This is a genomic window from Pseudomonas sp. C9D1 (genome assembly GCF_056491235.1).
The window spans coordinates 377,732-396,761 of the sequence record NZ_JBSZIE010000001.1; the positions used below are offsets into that span (position 1 = coordinate 377,732).

15 protein-coding genes and 1 pseudogene are annotated in these 19,030 nt (G+C 66.7%); 6 read left to right on the top strand and 10 right to left on the bottom strand.

The genetic code is table 11. The features are described 5' to 3' along the window. The first annotated feature begins 285 nt into the window (after positions 1-285). The gene (gene ettA / locus ACXI0U_RS01760; RefSeq protein ID WP_021219403.1) at positions 286-1,953 is read left to right on the top strand and encodes an energy-dependent translational throttle protein EttA; all 1,668 of its coding nucleotides are present in this window, start codon (positions 286-288) and stop codon (positions 1,951-1,953) included. An 84-nt stretch (positions 1,954-2,037) separates the two neighbouring features. Here ettA and ACXI0U_RS01765 read toward each other — a convergent pair whose 3' ends face one another. Continuing rightward, the gene (locus ACXI0U_RS01765) at positions 2,038-2,445 is read right to left on the bottom strand and encodes a hypothetical protein (protein ID WP_021219402.1); all 408 of its coding nucleotides are present in this window, start codon (positions 2,443-2,445) and stop codon (positions 2,038-2,040) included. Between the two features lie 345 nt (positions 2,446-2,790). On the opposite strand from ACXI0U_RS01765, the gene gdhA reads away from it, so the two are divergent. Beyond that, positions 2,791-4,125: an NADP-specific glutamate dehydrogenase gene (gdhA, locus tag ACXI0U_RS01770; RefSeq protein WP_043243691.1), complete on the top strand. Its 1,335-nt coding sequence runs from the start codon at positions 2,791-2,793 to the stop codon at positions 4,123-4,125. A 97-nt stretch (positions 4,126-4,222) separates the two neighbouring features. On the opposite strand, the gene ACXI0U_RS01775 is transcribed toward gdhA, so the two are convergent. From ACXI0U_RS01775 to ACXI0U_RS01810, 8 genes and pseudogenes are all read right to left on the bottom strand, one after another. Further along, positions 4,223-4,594, bottom strand: coding sequence for a hypothetical protein (locus ACXI0U_RS01775; RefSeq protein WP_479549646.1), 372 nt, complete (start codon positions 4,592-4,594; stop codon positions 4,223-4,225). Positions 4,595-4,708: 114 nt separating this feature from the next. Further along, entirely contained in the window at positions 4,709-5,734 is a 1,026-nt protein-coding gene (gene rtcA / locus ACXI0U_RS01780) for an RNA 3'-terminal phosphate cyclase (RefSeq protein ID WP_479549647.1), read from the bottom strand. A gap of 41 nt (positions 5,735-5,775) precedes the next feature. Next, a complete protein-coding gene (locus tag ACXI0U_RS01785) occupies positions 5,776-7,155 on the bottom strand; it encodes a HEAT repeat domain-containing protein (protein WP_479549648.1) in 1,380 nt (459 codons plus the stop codon). Positions 7,156-7,203: 48 nt separating this feature from the next. Next, complete coding sequence (locus ACXI0U_RS01790) at positions 7,204-8,121, bottom strand: hypothetical protein (RefSeq protein WP_479549649.1); 918 nt, start codon at positions 8,119-8,121, stop codon at positions 7,204-7,206. A gap of 29 nt (positions 8,122-8,150) precedes the next feature. Then, positions 8,151-8,948, bottom strand: coding sequence for a nucleotidyltransferase domain-containing protein (locus ACXI0U_RS01795; RefSeq protein WP_431483444.1), 798 nt, complete (start codon positions 8,946-8,948; stop codon positions 8,151-8,153). 21 nt (positions 8,949-8,969) lie between these two features. After that, positions 8,970-9,548, bottom strand: coding sequence for a hypothetical protein (locus tag ACXI0U_RS01800; protein ID WP_431483445.1), 579 nt, complete (start codon positions 9,546-9,548; stop codon positions 8,970-8,972). A gap of 58 nt (positions 9,549-9,606) precedes the next feature. Next, positions 9,607-10,831: pseudogene (locus ACXI0U_RS01805) on the bottom strand (RtcB family protein). A 658-nt stretch (positions 10,832-11,489) separates the two neighbouring features. Further along, on the bottom strand, positions 11,490-13,040 hold the full coding sequence (locus ACXI0U_RS01810) for a TROVE domain-containing protein (RefSeq protein WP_479549650.1): 1,551 nt from the start codon (positions 13,038-13,040) through the stop codon (positions 11,490-11,492). A gap of 241 nt (positions 13,041-13,281) precedes the next feature. Between ACXI0U_RS01810 and ACXI0U_RS01815 the strand changes: the two genes are divergently transcribed. The 4 genes from ACXI0U_RS01815 (at position 13,282) to ACXI0U_RS01830 (ending at position 17,068) form a co-directional block, all read left to right on the top strand. Continuing rightward, a complete protein-coding gene (locus tag ACXI0U_RS01815) occupies positions 13,282-13,890 on the top strand; it encodes a YiiX family permuted papain-like enzyme (RefSeq protein WP_043243705.1) in 609 nt (202 codons plus the stop codon). A 2-nt stretch (positions 13,891-13,892) separates the two neighbouring features. Further along, on the top strand, positions 13,893-15,497 hold the full coding sequence (gene rtcR, locus ACXI0U_RS01820) for an RNA repair transcriptional activator RtcR (RefSeq protein WP_263400632.1): 1,605 nt from the start codon (positions 13,893-13,895) through the stop codon (positions 15,495-15,497). Positions 15,498-15,584: 87 nt separating this feature from the next. Continuing rightward, entirely contained in the window at positions 15,585-16,145 is a 561-nt protein-coding gene (locus ACXI0U_RS01825; protein ID WP_479549651.1) for an NADAR family protein, read from the top strand. Further along, positions 16,145-17,068 (top strand): SMI1/KNR4 family protein, encoded by a 924-nt coding sequence (locus tag ACXI0U_RS01830; RefSeq protein WP_479549652.1) that lies wholly within the window; start codon positions 16,145-16,147, stop codon positions 17,066-17,068. The genes ACXI0U_RS01825 and ACXI0U_RS01830 overlap by 1 nt, the downstream gene beginning before the upstream one ends. On the opposite strand, the gene ACXI0U_RS01835 is transcribed toward ACXI0U_RS01830, so the two are convergent. After that, positions 17,062-18,867, bottom strand: coding sequence for an Lnb N-terminal periplasmic domain-containing protein (locus tag ACXI0U_RS01835; protein ID WP_479550017.1), 1,806 nt, complete (start codon positions 18,865-18,867; stop codon positions 17,062-17,064). The two genes, ACXI0U_RS01830 and ACXI0U_RS01835, sit on opposite strands and share 7 nt — an antisense overlap. Positions 18,868-19,030 lie beyond the last annotated feature (163 nt).

The following is a 19,030-nucleotide window of genomic DNA, read 5'->3' on the forward strand; positions in this document are numbered from 1 at the left end:
CGGCGGGCCGTACGGCTCTCCGGGCGCACGCGGGGTAGTGGAAGGGCGAAGCTTGGGCACTGGGCGAAATCCTGCGGTGACGACGAAAAAGGCAGGGTGGTGCTTGCCGACTGACTGTAGTCCGGCTGATGCAAGCCGGCTAGCATGCCTTGAAGTGAGGCGAAGTGCCAGCATGGCCGACGAGCGTCGTTTGCCCTGTTTCGCCCATTCCGGTAGCTTTGCCGCACGCGCGCGGGAGCGCCTGCGCCCCGCCCTATACCCCTGATCACAGAACCAAGGTCACCCATGGCTCAATACGTCTTCACCATGCATCGGCTGAGCAAGGTTGTTCCGCCGAAGCGGGAAATCCTTAAAAACATCTCCCTGTCGTTCTTCCCCGGCGCCAAGATCGGTGTGCTGGGCCTCAACGGCTCGGGTAAATCGACTCTGCTGAAGATCATGGCCGGCGTGGACACCGAGTTCGACGGCGAAGCGCGCCCGATGCCCGAGCTGAACATCGGCTACCTGCCCCAGGAGCCGCAGCTGGACCCGAACAAGAGCGTGCGCGAAGTGGTCGAGGAAGCGGTCAGCGTGGTGAAGGACGCCCAGGCTCGCCTGGACGAGGTCTACGCCGCCTACGCCGACCCGGACGCCGACTTCGACAAGCTGGCCGCCGAGCAGGCCAAGCTCGAAGCCATCCTCCAGGCCAGCGATGGCCACAACCTGGAGCGCCAGCTGGAAGTCGCCGCCGATGCGCTGCGCCTGCCGGCCTGGGACGCCCGCGTCGAGCACCTGTCCGGTGGTGAGAAGCGCCGCGTGGCCCTGTGCCGCCTGCTGCTGTCCGCCCCCGACATGTTGCTGCTGGACGAACCGACCAACCACCTGGACGCCGACTCCGTCGCCTGGCTGGAGCACTTCCTCCACGACTTCCCGGGCACCGTGGTAGCCATTACCCACGACCGTTACTTCCTCGATAACGTCGCCGGCTGGATCCTCGAACTCGACCGTGGCGCGGGCATCCCCTACGAGGGCAACTACTCCGGTTGGCTGGAGACCAAGTCGGCCCGTCTGGCCCAGGAATCCAAGCAGCAGTCGGCCCATGAAAAGGCCATGAAGGAAGAACTGGAGTGGGTGCGCAAAGGCGCCAAGGCCCGCCAGTCGAAATCCAAGGCCCGCCTGCAGCGCTTCGAGGAAATGCAATCCCAGGAATTCCAGAAGCGCAGCGAGACCAACGAGATCTACATCCCGGCCGGTCCGCGCCTGGGCGACAAGGTCATCGAGTTCAAGAACGTCACCAAGGGCTACGGCGACCGCGTGCTGATCGACAACCTGTCGTTCTCCATGCCCAAGGGCGCCATCGTCGGCGTGATCGGCGGTAACGGTGCCGGTAAGTCGACCCTGTTCCGCATGCTCATGGGCAAGGAGCAGCCGGACTCGGGCAGCATCGAGATCGGCGAGACCGTGCAACTGGCCTGCGTGGACCAGAGCCGCGACGACCTGGATGGCAGCAAGACCGTGTTCCAGCAGATTTCCGACGGCTCCGACCAGATCCGCATCGGCAACTACGAGATCCCGTCGCGCACCTACGTCGGTCGCTTCAACTTCAAGGGCGGCGACCAGCAGAAGTTCGTCAAGGACCTGTCCGGTGGTGAGCGTGGCCGCCTGCACCTGGCCCTGACCCTGAAGGAGGGTGGCAACGTCCTCCTGCTCGACGAACCGTCCAACGACCTCGACGTCGAAACCCTGCGCTCCCTGGAAGAAGCCCTGCTGGACTTCCCCGGCGCCGCCATCGTGATTTCCCACGATCGGTGGTTCCTGGACCGCGTCGCCACCCACATCCTGGCGTACGAAGACGACTCGCAAGCGGTGTTCTTCGAAGGCAACTACACCGAGTACGAAGCCGACCGCAAGAAACGCCTGGGCGATGCCGCTGCCCAGCCGCACCGCGTGCGTCACAAGAAGCTGGCCCAGTGACCTGAGGTCATCCCCCGGTTGACGCCGGGTGGGCCGCAAAAGAAAACGGAGCCGAAAGGCTCCGTTTTCGTTTCCGCTCCCGGCTTACTTCACCTTGCGGGCCAGGTCGTCCAGGCTGCGTTGCAACTGGTCGGTCTTGCGTGCCTGCTCATCCAGCCCGCGCTGGATGCCGGAGATGTCGTTGGCCGAGCCGCTGTCGCGCTTGAGGTCGTCCACCTGGCGCCTCAGGGCGCTGATGGTGTCGGCCTGATCGCTGCTCAGCTGATTCAGCTTGTTGATGTGCTTCTGCATCTCCTTGAGATCGCCGACGCTGATGTTGCTCTCCGTCAGTTGGCCCCCGTGGGAGGTGCTATCCACAGCGGCGAGGTTGTCATAGCTGCTGGCCGAGCCTGCCATCTCGACACCTGCTCGGGCCTGGCCGATGCCGGCGAGCAGCAGGGCGGTGAGCGTGGTGGCGGCGAGGAGGGAAGGACGCATGCGCGAGCGGTACATGGATGGACTCCTGGGAGTGAGTGCCGAAATGGCACATCGCTATGACTGGCGCGAATGTGCCGAGTTCTCCCGTGGAAATGGGTGGATACAAAGGCCAGGCGGCAGCGCCCCGCTCGCTCGGTGCTCGCGCGAATGCGCTATTTGAGAGCCTGGATTGCGCCGACAAGGTGCAAGCTTTGCTCGACGAAATCCCCGTTTCATAGGGGTTTATTCCCTTCGATTGCGGCGTCTTTTATAGATTTGCACCAAAAAGATTCAATAAAGCGTCATCTTGCACTTCTGTAGGGCGCATTTTCCTTGCTAGAGTCAGCGCCCTTTTGAACAGAACGAGCAGGCCAGGACGCCATGACCGAATCCGTCGACAACTATCTTGCCCGCCTGAAACGGCGTGACCCCGACCAGCCCGAATTCCACCAGGCCGTGGAAGAAGTGCTGCGCAGCCTCTGGCCCTTCCTCGAGGCCAACCCGCGCTACCTGCAGGGCGGCATCCTCGAACGCCTCGTCGAGCCCGAACGCGCCATCCTGTTCCGCGTGCCCTGGGTCGACGACGCCGGCCGCGTACGGGTCAACCGTGGCTACCGCGTGCAGATGAGCAGCGCCATCGGTCCGTACAAGGGCGGCCTGCGCTTCCACCCCTCGGTGAACCTCGGCGTGCTCAAGTTCCTGGCCTTCGAGCAGGTGTTCAAGAATTCCCTGACCTCGCTGCCCATGGGCGGCGGCAAGGGCGGCTCGGACTTCGACCCCAAGGGCAAGAGCGATGCCGAAGTCATGCGCTTCTGCCAGTCCTTCATGAGCGAGCTGTACCGCCACATCGGCGCCGACCTCGACGTGCCCGCCGGTGACATCGGCGTCGGCGCCCGCGAGATCGGCTTCCTGTTCGGCCAGTACAAGCGCCTGTCCAACGAGTTCACCTCGGTGCTCACCGGCAAGGGCCTGGCCTACGGCGGCAGCCTGATCCGCCCGGAAGCCACCGGCTACGGCTGCGTGTACTTTGCCCAGGAAATGCTCAAGGGCCGCGAGAGCGGCTTCGACGGCCAGCGCGTGGCCATCTCCGGTTCCGGCAACGTCGCCCAGTACGCGGCGCAGAAAGTCATGGAGCTGGGCGGCAAGGTGATCTCGCTGTCCGATTCCGAAGGCACCCTGTTCGCCGAAGGCGGCCTGACCCAGGAGCAGTGGGAAGCGGTGATGGAGCTGAAGAACGTGCGCCGTGGCCGCCTCAGCGAGCTGCAGGCGCCCGGTCTGCGCTTCCTCGCCGGCCAGCGCCCCTGGAGCCTGGCTTGCGACATCGCGCTGCCCTGCGCGACCCAGAACGAGCTGGACGCCAACGACGCCCGCACCCTGCTGGCCAACGGCTGCATCTGCGTCGCCGAAGGCGCCAACATGCCCTCGACCCTGGAGGCTGTGGATATCTTCGTCGAGGCCGGCATCCTCTACGCCCCGGGCAAGGCCTCCAACGCCGGCGGCGTCGCCACCAGCGGCCTGGAGATGAGCCAGAACGCCATGCGCCTGCACTGGAGCGCCGGTGAGGTGGACCAGCGCCTGCACGGCATCATGCAGAACATCCACCATGCCTGTGTCGCCCACGGCGAAGAGCACGGCCGGATCAACTACGTGAAGGGCGCCAACATCGCCGGCTTCGTCAAGGTGGCCGACGCCATGCTGGCGCAAGGCGTGGTCTGAGTCGCGACATCCCCTGGTGGGAGCGGATTCATCCGCGACGAAAAAGGGCAGCCGAATGGCTGCCCTTTTCGTTTGCGCGACGGTTGTGCCCGGCCGCTCAATGGCCGGTCAGGGCGCGGTCCATGGTGCGGCGCTTGTCACGCTCCCAGTCCTCGTCGCGATCCTTGGATACCTGCTCGTGGAACTCCCGCAGCTCTTCGCTGCGCACCTGCTCCTTGCACTGCTCGAAGCCGTCGCCCCAGCCTTCGGCGTAGGTGCGCTCCTTGAGGTAGCGCGGCACGTCCTTGCGGAAGGCGCCGGTGATCACGCCTGCCGCCTGGCGGCCACTGCTGCAGCCGTCGCGGAAGCCGTCGGCGAAGGCCGGTGGGTAGCCTTCGGCGATCAGGTATTGGTGGGTGCTCTCGCAGCCGGCCAGCAGGGCGCAGCCGAGGAGGAGGGGGATGGCAAGGGCGGCGCGGAATGACGCCATGTTCGACTCCCGTACGCCCGTTACCCGGGCGTACATGCGCTGATTTCATTGCGGCGGCCACCCCGGGGAGAGGCGGCCTGGCGCAAGTATCGGCGGGAGGATGTCGTGGTTTCGTCAAACCGCCGTGATGGCGATGTCGTGGAAATCCTGCCGCTTAGTCTGTATCTGACAGCGGACGGGCAGGAATTGTTGGATCACCTCGATATTGCTCACCAGGTGGTCGCTGAGCACCAGGGTGCTGAAGCTGCCACCGCCGGCCAGGGCCATGGGCAGCAGCAGCTGGTCCGACAGGTGCTCGCCCACCGCGGTGCCAGAAGCCAGCCAGGCACGGGCCTCGTCCACCGCCAGGTCGGCGACTCGCTCCGCACCCAGGCGGGGCTGGCCGAAGGCGCTGAACACCTCGGTCAGGGTCGCGCAGCCGATCTCCAGCAGCAGGGCATTGCCCGGCCCCTGGTCATTGTCGATGAACTGCAGGTGCAGCTCGTCCTCATTCCAGCCCAGGCGCTTGCCCACCCGTTGCAGCTCGCGTTCGCCGACATGGCCGGGAACCCCGGCGACCAGCGCGCGTGCCTTGCGCTTCAACACCGCGCCCGGTGCCTCCAGGTGCAGCGGCTGCAGTTCGCCGGGTGCCATGCGCATCCGCACCACGCCACCACCGGCCATCATGAAGCCGTGGCGCAGCAGCTCCAGCTCCACCTCGGCGCCCATGCGGCGCAACAGCGGCAGCCAGGCGCACTGGAGAAAGTCCACCGGCGGCGCCAGCGGGTTGTGGGTGCCGCCGCTGACCTCCAGGGTGCTCGGCCCGTCGGCGAACAGCAGCGCCGGCAGCAGGGTCTGCAGCACCAGGGTGCAGCTGCCCCCGCTGCCGATGGCGAAACGGTAGTCGCCGCCGCGTATCGGCCCGGGCGTGAAGCACAGCGTCTGCGAGCCCAGCTCCGCGCCCTCGGCCACTGCCCCGGACACCTGCGCTGCCGCCAGTACCGCCGTCAGGTGCTGGCGCAACAGGCCCGGTCGGCTGCGCTTCGCACGGATATTGCGGATGCGGAACGCGCGCCCGCTGATCATCGACAGGCTCAGCGCGCTGCGCAGTATCTGGCCGCCACCGATAGCGCCGTCGAGTTCGAGAAAATCCTTGTTCATGTCTTAAGTGTTCCGATCAATTGCTTCCGCTAAGGGCGCTTTCACAGCAGCCGTATCAGGGCCGTCAGTTCTTCTTCGGGTATCAGTTGCCTGTCGCGCAGGCCTTCCAGGCGGGCCTTGAGTGGCGCGGCAGACTCCCAGTATCTGTTCGGTCGCCAGCGCTGACGCCAGGACTGGAACGCCTGTAGCCAGAGCTCGCGCTGGGCTTCAGGAGCGTTGCACAGGCCATCCAGCAGGCTTTCCGACTGAGCGCCGGCGGGCCGCATCAGGATGAGGCGCAGGCTGCCCGGTATGTCCTCCACGGCACGACGGGCGATCTCTGCCTGCAGTGCCGGCTCGAATGCCGGGTGGCGCAGGCGCTTCAAGGCCAGGAGTGCCGCCACGATCACGCCCAGTGCGGCGTCGTCCAGCAGGGCGAGGCTCGCCTCGCTTGCTTGTTCAGGGGCGAGCTCCATCAGCACCTGCAGGCCCTTGCGGCGTACGGAGGGCAGTGGCGTGGCGAGCGCCTGGTGGGCCAGCGGAACGGCTTCCTCCATGCGCAATTCGGCGGCCTGGCCGAGCACGCCGTGCCAGTGCGTCCTGTCCTTCGGCAGCTGTTCCAGGGCGCGTCGCACCACGGCCTGGGCGTCGACGCCATGACGAGGTGCAGCCCAGCGCGCCAGGTCGCGAACGGCGGGCGAGCTGTCCAGCAGGGCCGTTTCCAGCCAGCTGCGCAGTTCTGCTGCGTCGGGTTCGCCCTTGAGCAGCGCATACAGGGCCTTAGCGCGCAGGCGGTCGCTGCGGTCCATCAAGGCGCGGCGCCAGAGCGGCCCGACCAGGTTGGCCGGCGCCTTGCCCAGCGCGTCCATGGCCTGGGTGCGCAGGGTTGGATCGGGGTGTGCCAGGGCGGTCCCGAGCAGTTCGGCGTCGAGGTTGACCTCCGCCATCAAGGTGCTGAAGACGAAGCGTGCTTCCCGTCCGCTCAGGCCTGGCAGCGCCTGAAGCAAGGTCGGGCGCAGCGCGGGCTCTCCCATGCGTTCCTGGATGCTGGCCAGGGCCACGCTGTGGTCGGCGCGCATCTTGCGCTGCAGGTCCAGCAGCAGGTCGAGGTTGGCCAGCAGGCTCTCGGCAGACGCTGCGACCAGGCGCTGTTCCAGGGCACCCCGTGCCAGTTCGCGCAGGCTCGCCACCGAATCGTTCAGGCAGACGAGGCAATAGGCCAAAGCGGATTCGTCGCCCCGTTCGAGGTGCCGGCGCAGCACGCCCTCGCGGATGAAACCGTTGTGCTGCCGGGGCAACTCGCGGGCGCTGAGGGTGACGCCGTTGGCCAGGGCGGTTTCGGCTTCGTCCAGCCGGTATCGCAGCCAGTCGGTGTATTCGCCGGCAGCCTGTTTCACGCGTAGCTGGTCCCGCCAATGGGCGAGCCATTGCGTTGTGTTCATTGGAGCTCTCCTTGGATGGGGATCTGGCCCCATCCGTGTCCCGCCGGCTTATGGCGTCGGGACGGGTGTATTCAATAGCGGTGCCAGTGGCACGGTCTGTGGGCGCAGGGTCGCTGCGCAGTGGCGCAGGCGGGTGGTTTCCGCCTGGGCCTGGGAGGCGCTTTCCGCCACCTGCGTCAGGGCGTAGCGGGTAGTGCCCGGGGTGCCGGTGTCGATGACTGCATAGGGCCCCAGGCACTCGGGCTGCCGGGTGCGGGAGGCATGGGCAGCGGTGATGCTGGCGTGGCGCTCGGCGATTACCGCGAGCAGCGACGCTGGCGGCGGAGTGGCGGCTTCGGCGAGGGCCGAGTGGTCGCCATTCCATTTCAGGTTGCGGGTTTCCAGGCGGTCCGGCGCGTTGTCCTCCAGGGCGTGGTAGCGCACCAGCAGCACCGGATTCTCACCGGTGGCGGTCAGCACCCAGCTCTGGTTCGGCCCCGGGACTTCGTCGTGGGACCAGGCCAGACGCGGGCCCTGGGCCGTTGCCATGTACAGGGCGTGGCGGCGCTTGGGGTGTTCGAAGCCGGCCATCTGGGTGACCAGCAGTGCCTGCGAGTCATCCGCCAGCGGCAGCGGGCGGGCGGAGGCGCTGACCTGCCCTTCCTCCTCGCCGGTTATCCACACCCCGGGTTGGGCCGAGGCGCTCGCCGGGGGCGTACCGGTGCCGTACAGGGGATCGGGCTCTGCTGGCTGGGCCGGTGCAGCCGTTGCCGACCAGGCCAGCGCCACCGGGGCGCCGACCGGCTGGCCGCTACGCAACAGGCGCAGCTCGAAGGGGCAGGGCGCCTGGGTGCAGGCGGGCAGCGACAGTTCGAAGGCCGTTGTTGCGTCCAGGGCGACGGTTTCCAGCCGCTGGCGCTCCTGGGCGGCCAGGCCGCTGGCAAGGCCGAGGAGCGCCGGCAGGGTGATAAGCAGTTTGAAATCCATTTCCCGTGTTCTCCCTTTACTCGTTGGCGTCAGGCGGCGTGGGTCCGCACGCAGTGGCGCATGAATTCATCCAGCAGGGCGTCATCGCCCTCGCCCCGTGGCAACTGTGGCGCTTCACCGGCGCTGGCCAGCTGGGCTTCGATGAAGGCGTGCAACACCTCGCGGCGAGGGCCGTAGGTGGCCTCGGTACCCGCACGCTTGAGTTGCAGCAGCGCGTGTATTTCCTCCAGCTGTGCAGCGTCATCCAGGGTCACCAGCAGGTCCTCGAAGGGCATCGGCGGGCGGCCGCGGCCCTGGTCGAGCCAGCGTACCGCCAGGAGCGGGCGCAGGACGTAGAGGTACTTCTTGAAACGCACAGTCTCGTCCTGCAGGTAGCCCCGGAAGTTCTTCTTGGCCATGGACAGGTAATGGTGACGCACGGCGCGGGGTGACCAGAAGGCTTCGGCCAGTTCACGCAGGCGTGCACTGGCGGCCTCGTCCTGGCGGTACACCAGGGGCGAGTCGAGCCATTCCAAAAGCGTGGGGTTGGAGTTGCGCAGCAGGCGCAGGGCCTTGCGCAGTTCCCAGCCGCTGACGTCCAGCTCGTCGTCCAGCGGGCGCTCGATCACGTCGCGCGGCTCACGCACCTGCAGGTACCAGTCGGGTTGCTCGACGTAGACGAAGCGCACGTCGTAGTCGCTGTCGCTCGAGGCGAAGCCCCAGGCGCGGCTGCCGGATTCGCAGGCGTAGAGCACGGTGACGTTGCGCTCGCGTTCGACCCGGTGCAGTTCCTCCAGCACCCGCTCGCGCATGGCGGCGGGGAGGGGATGGCGGTGGTCGCTGGTCATTTCGTTGGTTCCTTTACTGCTTCAATCGGTGGCGCTGGCGGCCAGCGCGCTGAGTGTTCGTCGTCTCGGGTTGTACAGGGTGAGGCACCAGATGCCCCACCATTCCTTGCCGTCATCGAAGTAGCTGCTCCAGGCGCTGCGCTGGGGTTCGTCGTCGGCGTTGCCGACCCAGTCCAGCACCTGCAGCCCTTCGCCGGCATGCAGCCGCAGGACCTCGCGCCATTCGCGGAAGTCCTCCACCTGCAGCGTGCTGCCATAGGGCGGGCCGACCAGGGCCCGGTACAGCGGCCCATCGTCCCGCGCCAGGTCCTCGATGCGCGCGGCATCCAGGGCCTGCGGGCGGGCCCGGTCCAGGTCGGGGATCAGCTCCGGCCAGGGTTTATTGGCGTACTGCGGGTGTTCTTCCAGCAGCTTGCGGCGCCATGCCTGGGAGCGTTCGCGAATGCCTTCGAACAGCACCCGCAGCGCATCCTTGTGCTCGGCCTCGCCGGGGCGGGCGGTGACATCCAGGCCCAGCACGACGAAGTCGAAGACGCTGCCAGCTTCGTCGAGGCGGGCCTGGAGTTCCGTCACCCGCCGGCTTTCCAGTTTCTGCAACATGATTCCCTCTTCACAGTGTCTTGAAAAACGTCGGCGAGGCAGTCAGCGCAGGTAGTTTTTACCCCTTCACGCACACCACCTGGCGCAGGGTATGCACCACTTCCACCAGCTCGCGCTGGGCATGCATCACGGCGTCGATATCCTTGTAGGCCATGGGGATTTCGTCGATCACGTCTTCGTCCTTGCGGCATTCCACATGGGCGGTGGCGCGGATCTGGTCTTCCACGGTGAACAGTTTCTTCGCCTTGGTACGGCTCATGGTGCGACCGGCACCGTGGCTGCAGGAGCAGAACGCCTCCTCGTTACCCAGGCCACGCACGATGAAGCTGCGCGCACCCATGGAGCCCGGGATGATCCCCCAGCTGGCCCTTCTGTGCCGATACCGCGCCCTTGCGGGTTACCAGGACCTCCTGGCCGAAGTGCTGCTCCTTCTGCACGTAGTTGTGGTGGCAGTTCACTGCCTCCAGGTTGGCCTCGAAGGGCTTGGTGATCACCTGGCGCGCGGCGGCGATCACGGCATGCATCATCATCGCGCGGTTCTGCTTGGCGAAGTCCTGGGCCCAGCTCACGGCTTCCACGTAGTCGTCGAAGTGCTCGCTGCCTTCTTCGAAGTAGGCCAGGTCACGGTCCGGCAGGTTGGCGATGTGCCGGCGCATATCGGCCTGGGCCAGTTCGATGAACAGGTTGCCGATGGCGTTACCTACGCCGCGCGATCCGCTGTGGAGCATGAACCAGACGCGCTGTGCCTCGTCCAGGCAGACCTCGATGAAGTGGTTACCGGTTCCCAGGGTTCCCAGGTGCTTGCGGTTGTTGGTCTTCTCCAGGCGCGGGTACTTGTCGGTGATCACCTTGAAGCGCCCGGCCAGGGCCGACCAGGCGTGGTCCGCCAGCTCCGGCACGTCTTCCCAGGCGCCTTTGTCTCGGCCACCGCGGGAAACGCTACGCCCGTGGGGCACGGCTCTTTCGATGGCGCTTCGCAGGCCGGCCAGGTTATCCGGCAGGTCGGAGGCGGTCAGCGAGGTGCGCGCGGCGATCATTCCGCAACCGATGTCCACGCCCACGGCGGCCGGGATGATGGCGCCGACGGTGGGGATCACGCTGCCGATGGTCGACCCCTTACCCAGGTGCACGTCCGGCATCACGGCCAGGTGCTTGAAGATGAAGGGCATCTGCGCGGTGTTCATCAGCTGCTTGCGCGCGTCGTCCTCCACCGGTACGCCCTGGGTCCAGAGCTTGATCGGTTTGCCGTTGGCGACTTCCAGCAGGTTGTAGTGCTTTTCCATGTTCTCGTTCCTTTCAATTTCAAAACGGCGACAACTGAGGTGAAACGTGCATCGCGCTCTATCCGTTGAGCTACGGCCCCGAAGAGCCGGCGGGAGTCGAACCCGCAACCACGACGTCCTGTAGTTCCACCGGCATTCGCCGGGTCGATCCTTTGGCCATTCGATGGCCCTGGTGCAGCGACGAGGTGACGCGGACATGAGACTGCTCTACCCACTGAGCTACCCGTTGCCGGGGCGGGGTTCGAACCCGCGACCAATGTAATGTCCGCTGCATTCGCTGCCGGCCCATGCGGGCCGTGGTGAAACAGGTGCGACGACAAAAGGTGGTGAAACGTTTTCGTGTTCTACCGTTGAACTACGGCCCCGCAGTATTGGAGCCGACGGGATTCGAACCCGCATCTCGACCGTGGAAGGGTGTAGTTCCACCGGCATTCGTCGCAAAACTCAAGGTGGCACGACAAGGGAAGGCGACTGTTCCGCGTTGCCGCGGGCCGGAATCGAACCGGCTCAACCGATGTACAGCCACCTGCATTCGTGCCGCGCGCTACGGTGACAAAAGTGTGCAGGGACATCGGTGATGGAGTCCCGGCTGCATTCGCCGTCTCGCGCTTCAACTCGTTGCGGGCCCCGCCCCATTGCGGGGCCCTTCATCTTTTCGCTACAGCTCGGTCGCCTCGATCAGCTCGACCCAGTGCCGCGCGCCGTATTCGCCGCTGGCGAACTGGGCGACCACATCGAATACCGCATCGCCGAAACCGCCGACGTTGAGGATGTCCGCCCGCTCCTGCGCCTGGGTGGTGCCGTAGGGCTGGATGTCGATGCAGACCATCTTCGCCTTCGGGTTCAGCCGCTTCAGCTGCTGCCACTGGAGCATGGTTTCGGTGGCGCCGCGACGCTTGGCGTCGATCCAGGATTCGTTGTCGGAAACCAGGATCAGCGTATCCACCTTGGCCTTCTCCTTCACCAGCTGCGCCAGCGGTGCCGAGCAGTTGGTACCACCGCCGCCGATCGAGGCCAGCTTCTGCGCGTTGCTCATCACGCTGTCACGCGGGTTGAGTCGCACGTTCACCACGTGGTTCTCGAACGGCATCACTCGCGCCATCGGCTGCTTGCGCAGTACCGCCGCGGCCATCAGCGCCGCCACATCGATGCAGCGCACGGTGCTGGTGGCGCCCGGGCGGTAGCCGGTGGCCGGGCTTTGCATGGAGCCGGACACGTCCGGGCACACCACCACGTTGCCCCGCAGCGCCGGCACATTGGCCAGCGACATTTCCAGCGCGTCCTGCAGCGCCTCGCGCACCGGCTCCGGTACTTCGCTGCCGGCCATCTTGTAGGCAGTCAGCAACTGGTACGGGTAGACCCGTGCCTTGGCCACCGCTTCCCGGTCCGCCAGCCGCGCGGCAACCGTGTAGGCCGCGCCGCGCAACTGGAACACACCGTGGCGCGCCAGGGTGTTGAGGTTCATCCGCAGTGCCTGCCAGCCCATTCGCTGTGCCTGCACCAGCCACTGTTCAGCGCTCAGCTGACGGTCGCCCAGCAATTGGAAAGGCACGTCCGGCAGCTCGTCGCTGGCGCCGCTGCGGTAAGCCAGCAGGGCGCGGGTCAGCGGCGGCAGCACATCGGCGTCCGCCGGCTTGCCGAGTACCCAGGCGAAGAAGGCTTCACGCCAGGCTTCGCTCGGTTTCGGGTGAACCATCTTCAGCACGTCCGCCAGGGACGGTTGGTTGCCGATCGCAGCTTGCAGCAGTTGTCGCTCGCTGGCGGTGTTCAGCCACTCCTGTACCAGTCGCTTGGGTTGCGAACCGAGCGATTTACGGCCGGTCACACCGCTGCGCAGGATCTGCACGAAGTTGCGCAGCATCTTGCCGTTATCCACCACCTGGCCGAAAACTTCCGGCAGCAGGGAGGAGCGTTGCGCCGCCAGAGCGGCCACCAGCAGGGCCGGCATGTCCTTCATGTGGCCGGCACGACGGGCGTACACGGCGGTCTTGGCCACGAAGGCTGCGTCCAGTTGAGCCACCAGGGCCAGGACCTCGGCCAGTTGCTCGGGAGCGTCGGCGTAGAAGGTCTGGTTCAGGCAACCGGTCATCGCCAGTTGTGCCAGCTTGTGCTTCGGCTGCAGGGCGTAGGCGCCGGCCTGGCTGTGGTTCAGTGCATCCACCTGCGGCAGGCCTGCTGCCTGGGTGTTGAAGAGTGCGGTGTTGGCCATGGTGGCGTCTCGCTCTGTTGTCCTTTTGTTGACAGGGATATAGCGAGCGGCGTGCCAGTTTCGTTTTCGCGGCTCGAATTATTTTTTAACTCATTGATTTATAAGTGATTAATTTTTATTCCTGCTGAATCCAATGATCTCCATGGTGGCGGTCGTCATGGGTATTCATATTCATGGATATACGGATTTATGTTTTTGGATAAACTCGCCGTCACTGACGCGCCCTCGACAAGGACATGCCATGCGCTTTTCACTTTTTCTCGTCTTCAGCCTGTTCGCCGGCCTGGCCCAGGCGGTGCCGCTGCCCGAGGTGCACGAGGGCGACATCATCTTCCACCAGTCGCGCTCGGCGCAGAGCCTGGCGGTGCAGCAGGCCACCCACTCGCGCTACAGCCACATGGGGCTGGTGCTGGCGCGCAACGGTACGCTGCAGGTGTTCGAGGCGGGGGCGAAGGTGCAGTACGTGCCGCTGCAGCACTGGATCGCCCGGGGCGAGGGTGGGCACTACGTGATCAAGCGGCTGGCCCGTGCCGATGAGCTGCTGACCCCTGACGTGCTGGTGCAGATGCGCCAGTTGGCGGAGGGCATGCGCGGGCGTCGCTATGACCTGGCCTTCGAGTGGAATGACCAGCGCCTGTATTGCTCGGAGCTGGTGTGGAAGCTCTACGAGCGCAGCCTCGGCCTGCGCCTGGGCGAGTTGCAGCGCATCCGCGACTTCGACCTGAGTTCGCCGGTGGTGAAGGCGAAGATGCGCGAGCGCTACGGCCAGGCCATCCCGCTGGACGAGACCGTGGTATCACCGGTGGCGATCTTCGAGTCGCCCCTGCTGATCACCGTGGCGGAGCACTGAGCATGGCGCGCAAGACCGTCGCCATCGGCTTTATCGGCGCCACCCTGGACCGCATGGGCAAGGGCGCCGAGCGCTGGAACAAGTGGCGCCCCAGCGTCGGCCTGTGCCAGCAGCCGGACCTGCTGCTGGACCGCCTGGAGCTGATCCACGGCAGCGATGCCCGCGACCTGGGGCTGGCCCAGCGCATCAAGGGCGATGTGGAGCAGGTGTCGCCGCAGACCGAGGTGGTGCTGCACGAGATGCCGCTGCACAACCCCTGGGACTTCGAGGAGGTGTATGCGGCGCTGCACGACTTCGCCAGCGCCTACCGCTTCGATACCGAGCACGAGGATTACCTGGTGCACATCACCACCGGGACCCACGTAGCGCAGATCTGCTGGTTCCTGCTCACCGAGGCGCGCTACCTGCCGGCGCGCCTGGTGCAGACCTCGCCGGCCCGCCGCCGCGACGAGGATCGCCACGCCATCGGTACCCACTCGCTGATCGACCTCGACCTGTCGCGCTACGACCATATCGCCTCGCGCTTCCAGCGCGAGATGCTGGAGAGCCTGGCGCTGCTGAAATCCGGCATCGCCACGCGCAACGCGGCGTTCAACCGCAGCATCGAGCAGATCGAGCGGGTGGCACTGCGTTCCCGCGCGCCCATGCTGCTGGTGGGGCCGACCGGGGCGGGCAAGTCGTTCCTAGCGCGGCGCATCTTCGAGCTGAAGGATGCGCGCCACCAGATCAAGGGCCGCTTCGTCGAGGTGAACTGCGCGACCCTGCGCGGCGACGGCGCGATGTCGGCGCTGTTCGGCCATATCAAGGGCGCCTTCACCGGCGCGCAGAACGCCCGCGATGGCCTGCTGCGCGCGGCGGACGGCGGCATGCTGTTCCTCGACGAGATCGGCGAGCTGGGCCTCGACGAGCAGGCCATGTTGCTCAAGGCCATCGAGGAGAAGCGCTTCTTCCCCATGGGCTCGGACCGCGAGGTGGAAAGCGATTTCCTGCTGATCGCCGGCACCCACCGCGACCTGCGCACGCGGGTGACCGAGGGGCTGTTCCGCGAAGACCTCTATGCCCGTATCAACCTCTGGACCTTCGAACTGCCGGGCCTGGCCGGGCGCCGCGAGGACATCGAGCCGAACATCGATTTCGAACTGGAACGCCACGCCCGCGAGCAGGGGCGCATGGTGCGCTTCAACGTCGAGGCGCGGCGCCGCTACCTGGCCTTCGCCTGCTCGGGGGAGGCGCGCTGGGCGGGCAACTTCCGCGAGCTGTCGGCCTCGATCACGCGCATGGCGACCCTGGCCGACAGCGGCCGCATCGACGAGGCGCTGGTGCAGGAGGAGATCGACCGCCTGCGCTACGCCTGGGGCGCCCAGGGGCAGGCGGATGACGGCCTGGCGGCGCTGCTCGGCGAGCGGGTGGTGGAGCTGGATCGCTTCGACCGCCTGCAACTGGCGGCGGTGGTCGCGGTGTGCCGCGAGGCGAGCAGCCTGTCCGAGGCGGGGCGGCTGCTCTATGACGTCTCGCGTCAGGCCAAGGCGCAGCCCAATGATGCCGACCGGCTGCGCAAGTACCTGGCGCGGTTCGGCCTGGAGTGGAAGGACCTGGCCGCCGGGTAGAGGCCGTGGCGTGAGCTGGGTGGCAGCCCAGGCCGCCGCGCTCGGCTATCCTGTGCGCCTTTCGAACATGCCGAGCAAGGACCGCCCATGAACCTCCCTCACTCCGTCGAGCACCTGCGCGAGCGCTGCGCGGCGGGAGAATCCTTCGATTACCTGTACTTCTGGGGCCACAGCAGCGCCCCCGGCGCGCCGCTGGGCAAGGCCTGTTTCAGCCAGTGGTTCAAGTCGCCCTTCACCCAGGATGGCGTGCGCTATGCCACCGCCGAGCACTGGATGATGGCCGGCAAGGCGCGCCTGTTCGGGGATGAGCAGGCGCTGGAGCGCATCCTCGCCGCCCGTACGCCGGCCGATGCCAAGGCGCTCGGCCGCGAGGTCCGTGGTTTCGATGACGCCCGCTGGCGGACCCACAGCTTCGAACTGGTGGTAGAGGGCAATCTCGGCAAGTTTGAGCAGAACCCCGACATGCAACGGGTGCTGCTGGGCACCGGCACCAAGGTGCTGGTGGAGGCCAGCCCGGTGGACCCGGTCTGGGGCATCGGCCTGGCCGAGGCGGACGCGGCGGCGCGTGAGCCCGCTACCTGGCGCGGCCTCAACTTGCTGGGTTTCGCCCTGATGCAGGTGCGCGAGCGACTGGGAGGGCAGGCCTGATGTTCACCGACGACGAACTGCAACGCCTGCGCCGGCACGGATTGGTGCCTTTCGCCGGGCGCATCATTCACGAGGCCCGGCCGCCGATCACCGATGCCGAGCTGGCCGAGGTGGAGCAGCGCCTGGGTCACCCGCTGCCGCCGACCCTGGTGCGGCTATGGCGTGTCGCCTTTGGCGGCCGCCTCGATTACGACGTCCAGGTGGACTACCAGGGCCACTTGCATCCCTTCTCCCTGAGCGAGCTGTTCTTCCCCGGCAGTGACGGCTACCACGACCTGTGGGGCTGGGTCGAGCACGAGGAGGAGGGCGCTCGGGAGTTCGCAGAGGACGAGGGCCGTGAGTGGGATGGGCGCCTGGCGTTCCTGCCCGTGGGCGGCTTCGAATACCTGGAACGCATCTATGTCCGCATCGAGCCGGGTGACAATTTCGGCGCTGTCTATGCCTGGAGCAAGGGGCTGCCGCCGGCCTGGCCCATGCGCCTGCACGAGGATTCCTTCGCCCGGGTGGCGGACGATCTGGAAGGGCTGTTCGCCCAACTGGTGTATTACAGCGACCCCTTTGCCGAGGGCGCCGACGGTACCGGCCTGGAGCTGGACGAGGCGTTGGACCCGCTGGCCGCCGAGGATGCCGGGTTGGCGCAGCGGTTGCGGGCGGGGATGAGCGCCCAGGTGCAGGACTGGCGCGGTGCGCTGGAGGACGGCCGGCTACTGGCCGCGCCGGCCTTGCAGCGCCTCGCTCTGGAACACGCCGTGGAGGCCGGTGACGAAGCACTGCTGACGCGTCTGGCCGATGCGGGTGTGGACCTCGGGCAGCTGATCCGCGGTGGGGCGAATGCGCCGGTATACGCCCGCCTGCTCAAGCGCGAGGCCGTGGTGGCCTGGTTCGCTGGACGCGGTGTTGCCGAGCGCTATCTCGATCAGTAGTGGTACCAGCGCAGCTGCAGCATCACTTCGTTGTCATTGCCGCCGAGCTGGCTGAAGGAGCGCTCGGCGGAGAGGCGCAGGCCCAGGTCCGGGCTCAGCTCCCATTGCTGGTTGAGTGACAGGCGCCGGCGCACCTCGCCGTTGTGGAAGTAGTCGCCGGCCGCTTCCAGGCTGAGGGTGCCCAGGGGGTTGCGCCAGAGCAGGCCGGTATCGAAGCCGCCGGCCCCGGCGACGAAGGCGCCGAAATCCGGGTTGTGCTCCACCCGGGCGGTGGCCAGGGCGTAGTAGAGGGCGTCGTCCCCCAGTTGCCAGCTGCCGCCCACGCCGCCGTTGAGGTGGCTCACCAGGGTTTCGTCACCGTCCTTGCCGGGCACCCGTTCCAGGCCGCCGGCCACTTGCCAGGACCAGGGCTGCAGCAACTGGGTGCGCGGGGTCAGCGAGCGGATGGTGGCGAAGTCCAGTTGTTGCAGCTGCCAGTGGTTCTGCTCGTACTGGCGCAGCTTGAGCTGGAGGATTTCGATCTGCGCACCGAGGGGGAAGCCGGCGAGGTTGTCGTTGAGGTCGTGGTAGGCCATGCGCAGGCCGTATTCGGCGTAGGCGCGGTCCTCACGGCTGCCGAGGCCCAGTTGCCAGGTGCGTGACTCGTGACCTTCCTCGGGCAGTGCCGGACGTTCGGCCTGCAGCGGGGGCGGCGGATTCTGGTTGATCGCCCGCAGCAGCTGGAAGCTGCGCTGCGCACGGGCGCCGCTGCGCTCCTCGCCGGTGGAGCGGTAGCGCTCGAGGCGGAAGGCGGCGTCCTGGATCAGCGCGCGGCGCGGGGCGGGCAGGGCGCGGAAGGCCGGGTCGCCTAGCAGGCCTTCATCCTCCGCCAGGCGCAGGACCCAGTCCTGCTCGTCGCCATCCAGCGGCGCGGCGCGGGCCATCAGTTCCTTTTCCCGCGAGGGGCGGTAGTCGATCTGCTCCACCAGCCCGGCGTCCTTGATGGCGCGCACGGTGTCGGTGGGGATGGCGGTGAGCGGGAACTGCTCGGTGAGCTCTATGCCGGGGCGGGCGATCTCCAGCAGCTCCAGCAGGCGGTAGGAGCAGTTCTCGTCGAAGAAGAAGTAGTCGAAGCGCACCTGGCGCAGCTCCCACACGTGCTCGACCATGCGCCCGGTTTCCTCGGGCGTGAGGTTGAGGCGGTACTCCCACAGGTCGCGGTTTTCCAGGCGGCTGTATTCCTTGAGTTTGTCGCGGTACGGCACCAGGGCGAAGAGGCCGGGGTAGCCGCCCATCAGGCCCTTCCAGGCGTAGAGGATGCTGTTGTCCGCGCCTTCGATGAAGGCGCCGAAGTTGAGCGCGTAGCTGAGCAGGGCGGAGTTGTTCTCCTGCACGTCGGGCTGGTCGATGCGCAGCAGGGTGTGGCCGAACATGGACGAGGGGCTGTTGAGGTAGGCCGCGGGGAAGATCAGCACCGTGCTGTGGGGGTTGATATCGCGGTACCAGGTGGCGAATTCGCTGCAGGCCGGCGCCGGCAGCCCGGTCAACTGCAGGCGCTCGCGCAGCCAGCGGGTGCGCGCCGGGTAGAGGCATTGCGGGTGACGGTCGCCAAGGCTGGCGTCCTGGTAGAGGGCGTCCACCGTGGCGGCGAGTTCGGCTGTCGGGTCGTTGTCGCCGTTTTCGGCGAGGAAGAAGCGTTCGTCGTCGACGTAGCTGCGCCAGCCGCCGAGCTTGCCGGTTTCGTAATGGCCGAGGGCGATCCAGTAGGGGTCTTGCGCCAGGCGCTGCAGGGTTTGCTGGGGAATGGCGGGGGCCGCCATCAGGTGTGTACAGGTGCAGAGCGCCAGGAGGGAGAAGATCCGTTTCAACTGCACTGCTCGCTTTCGCCTGGGGAGGGGATGGGCGAGCTTTGGCGATGCCCGGGGTGGGTGTCAAGCAAGGCCAGAATGCACGATTGCGCAAGCCTTCCGATGCATTTGCGAA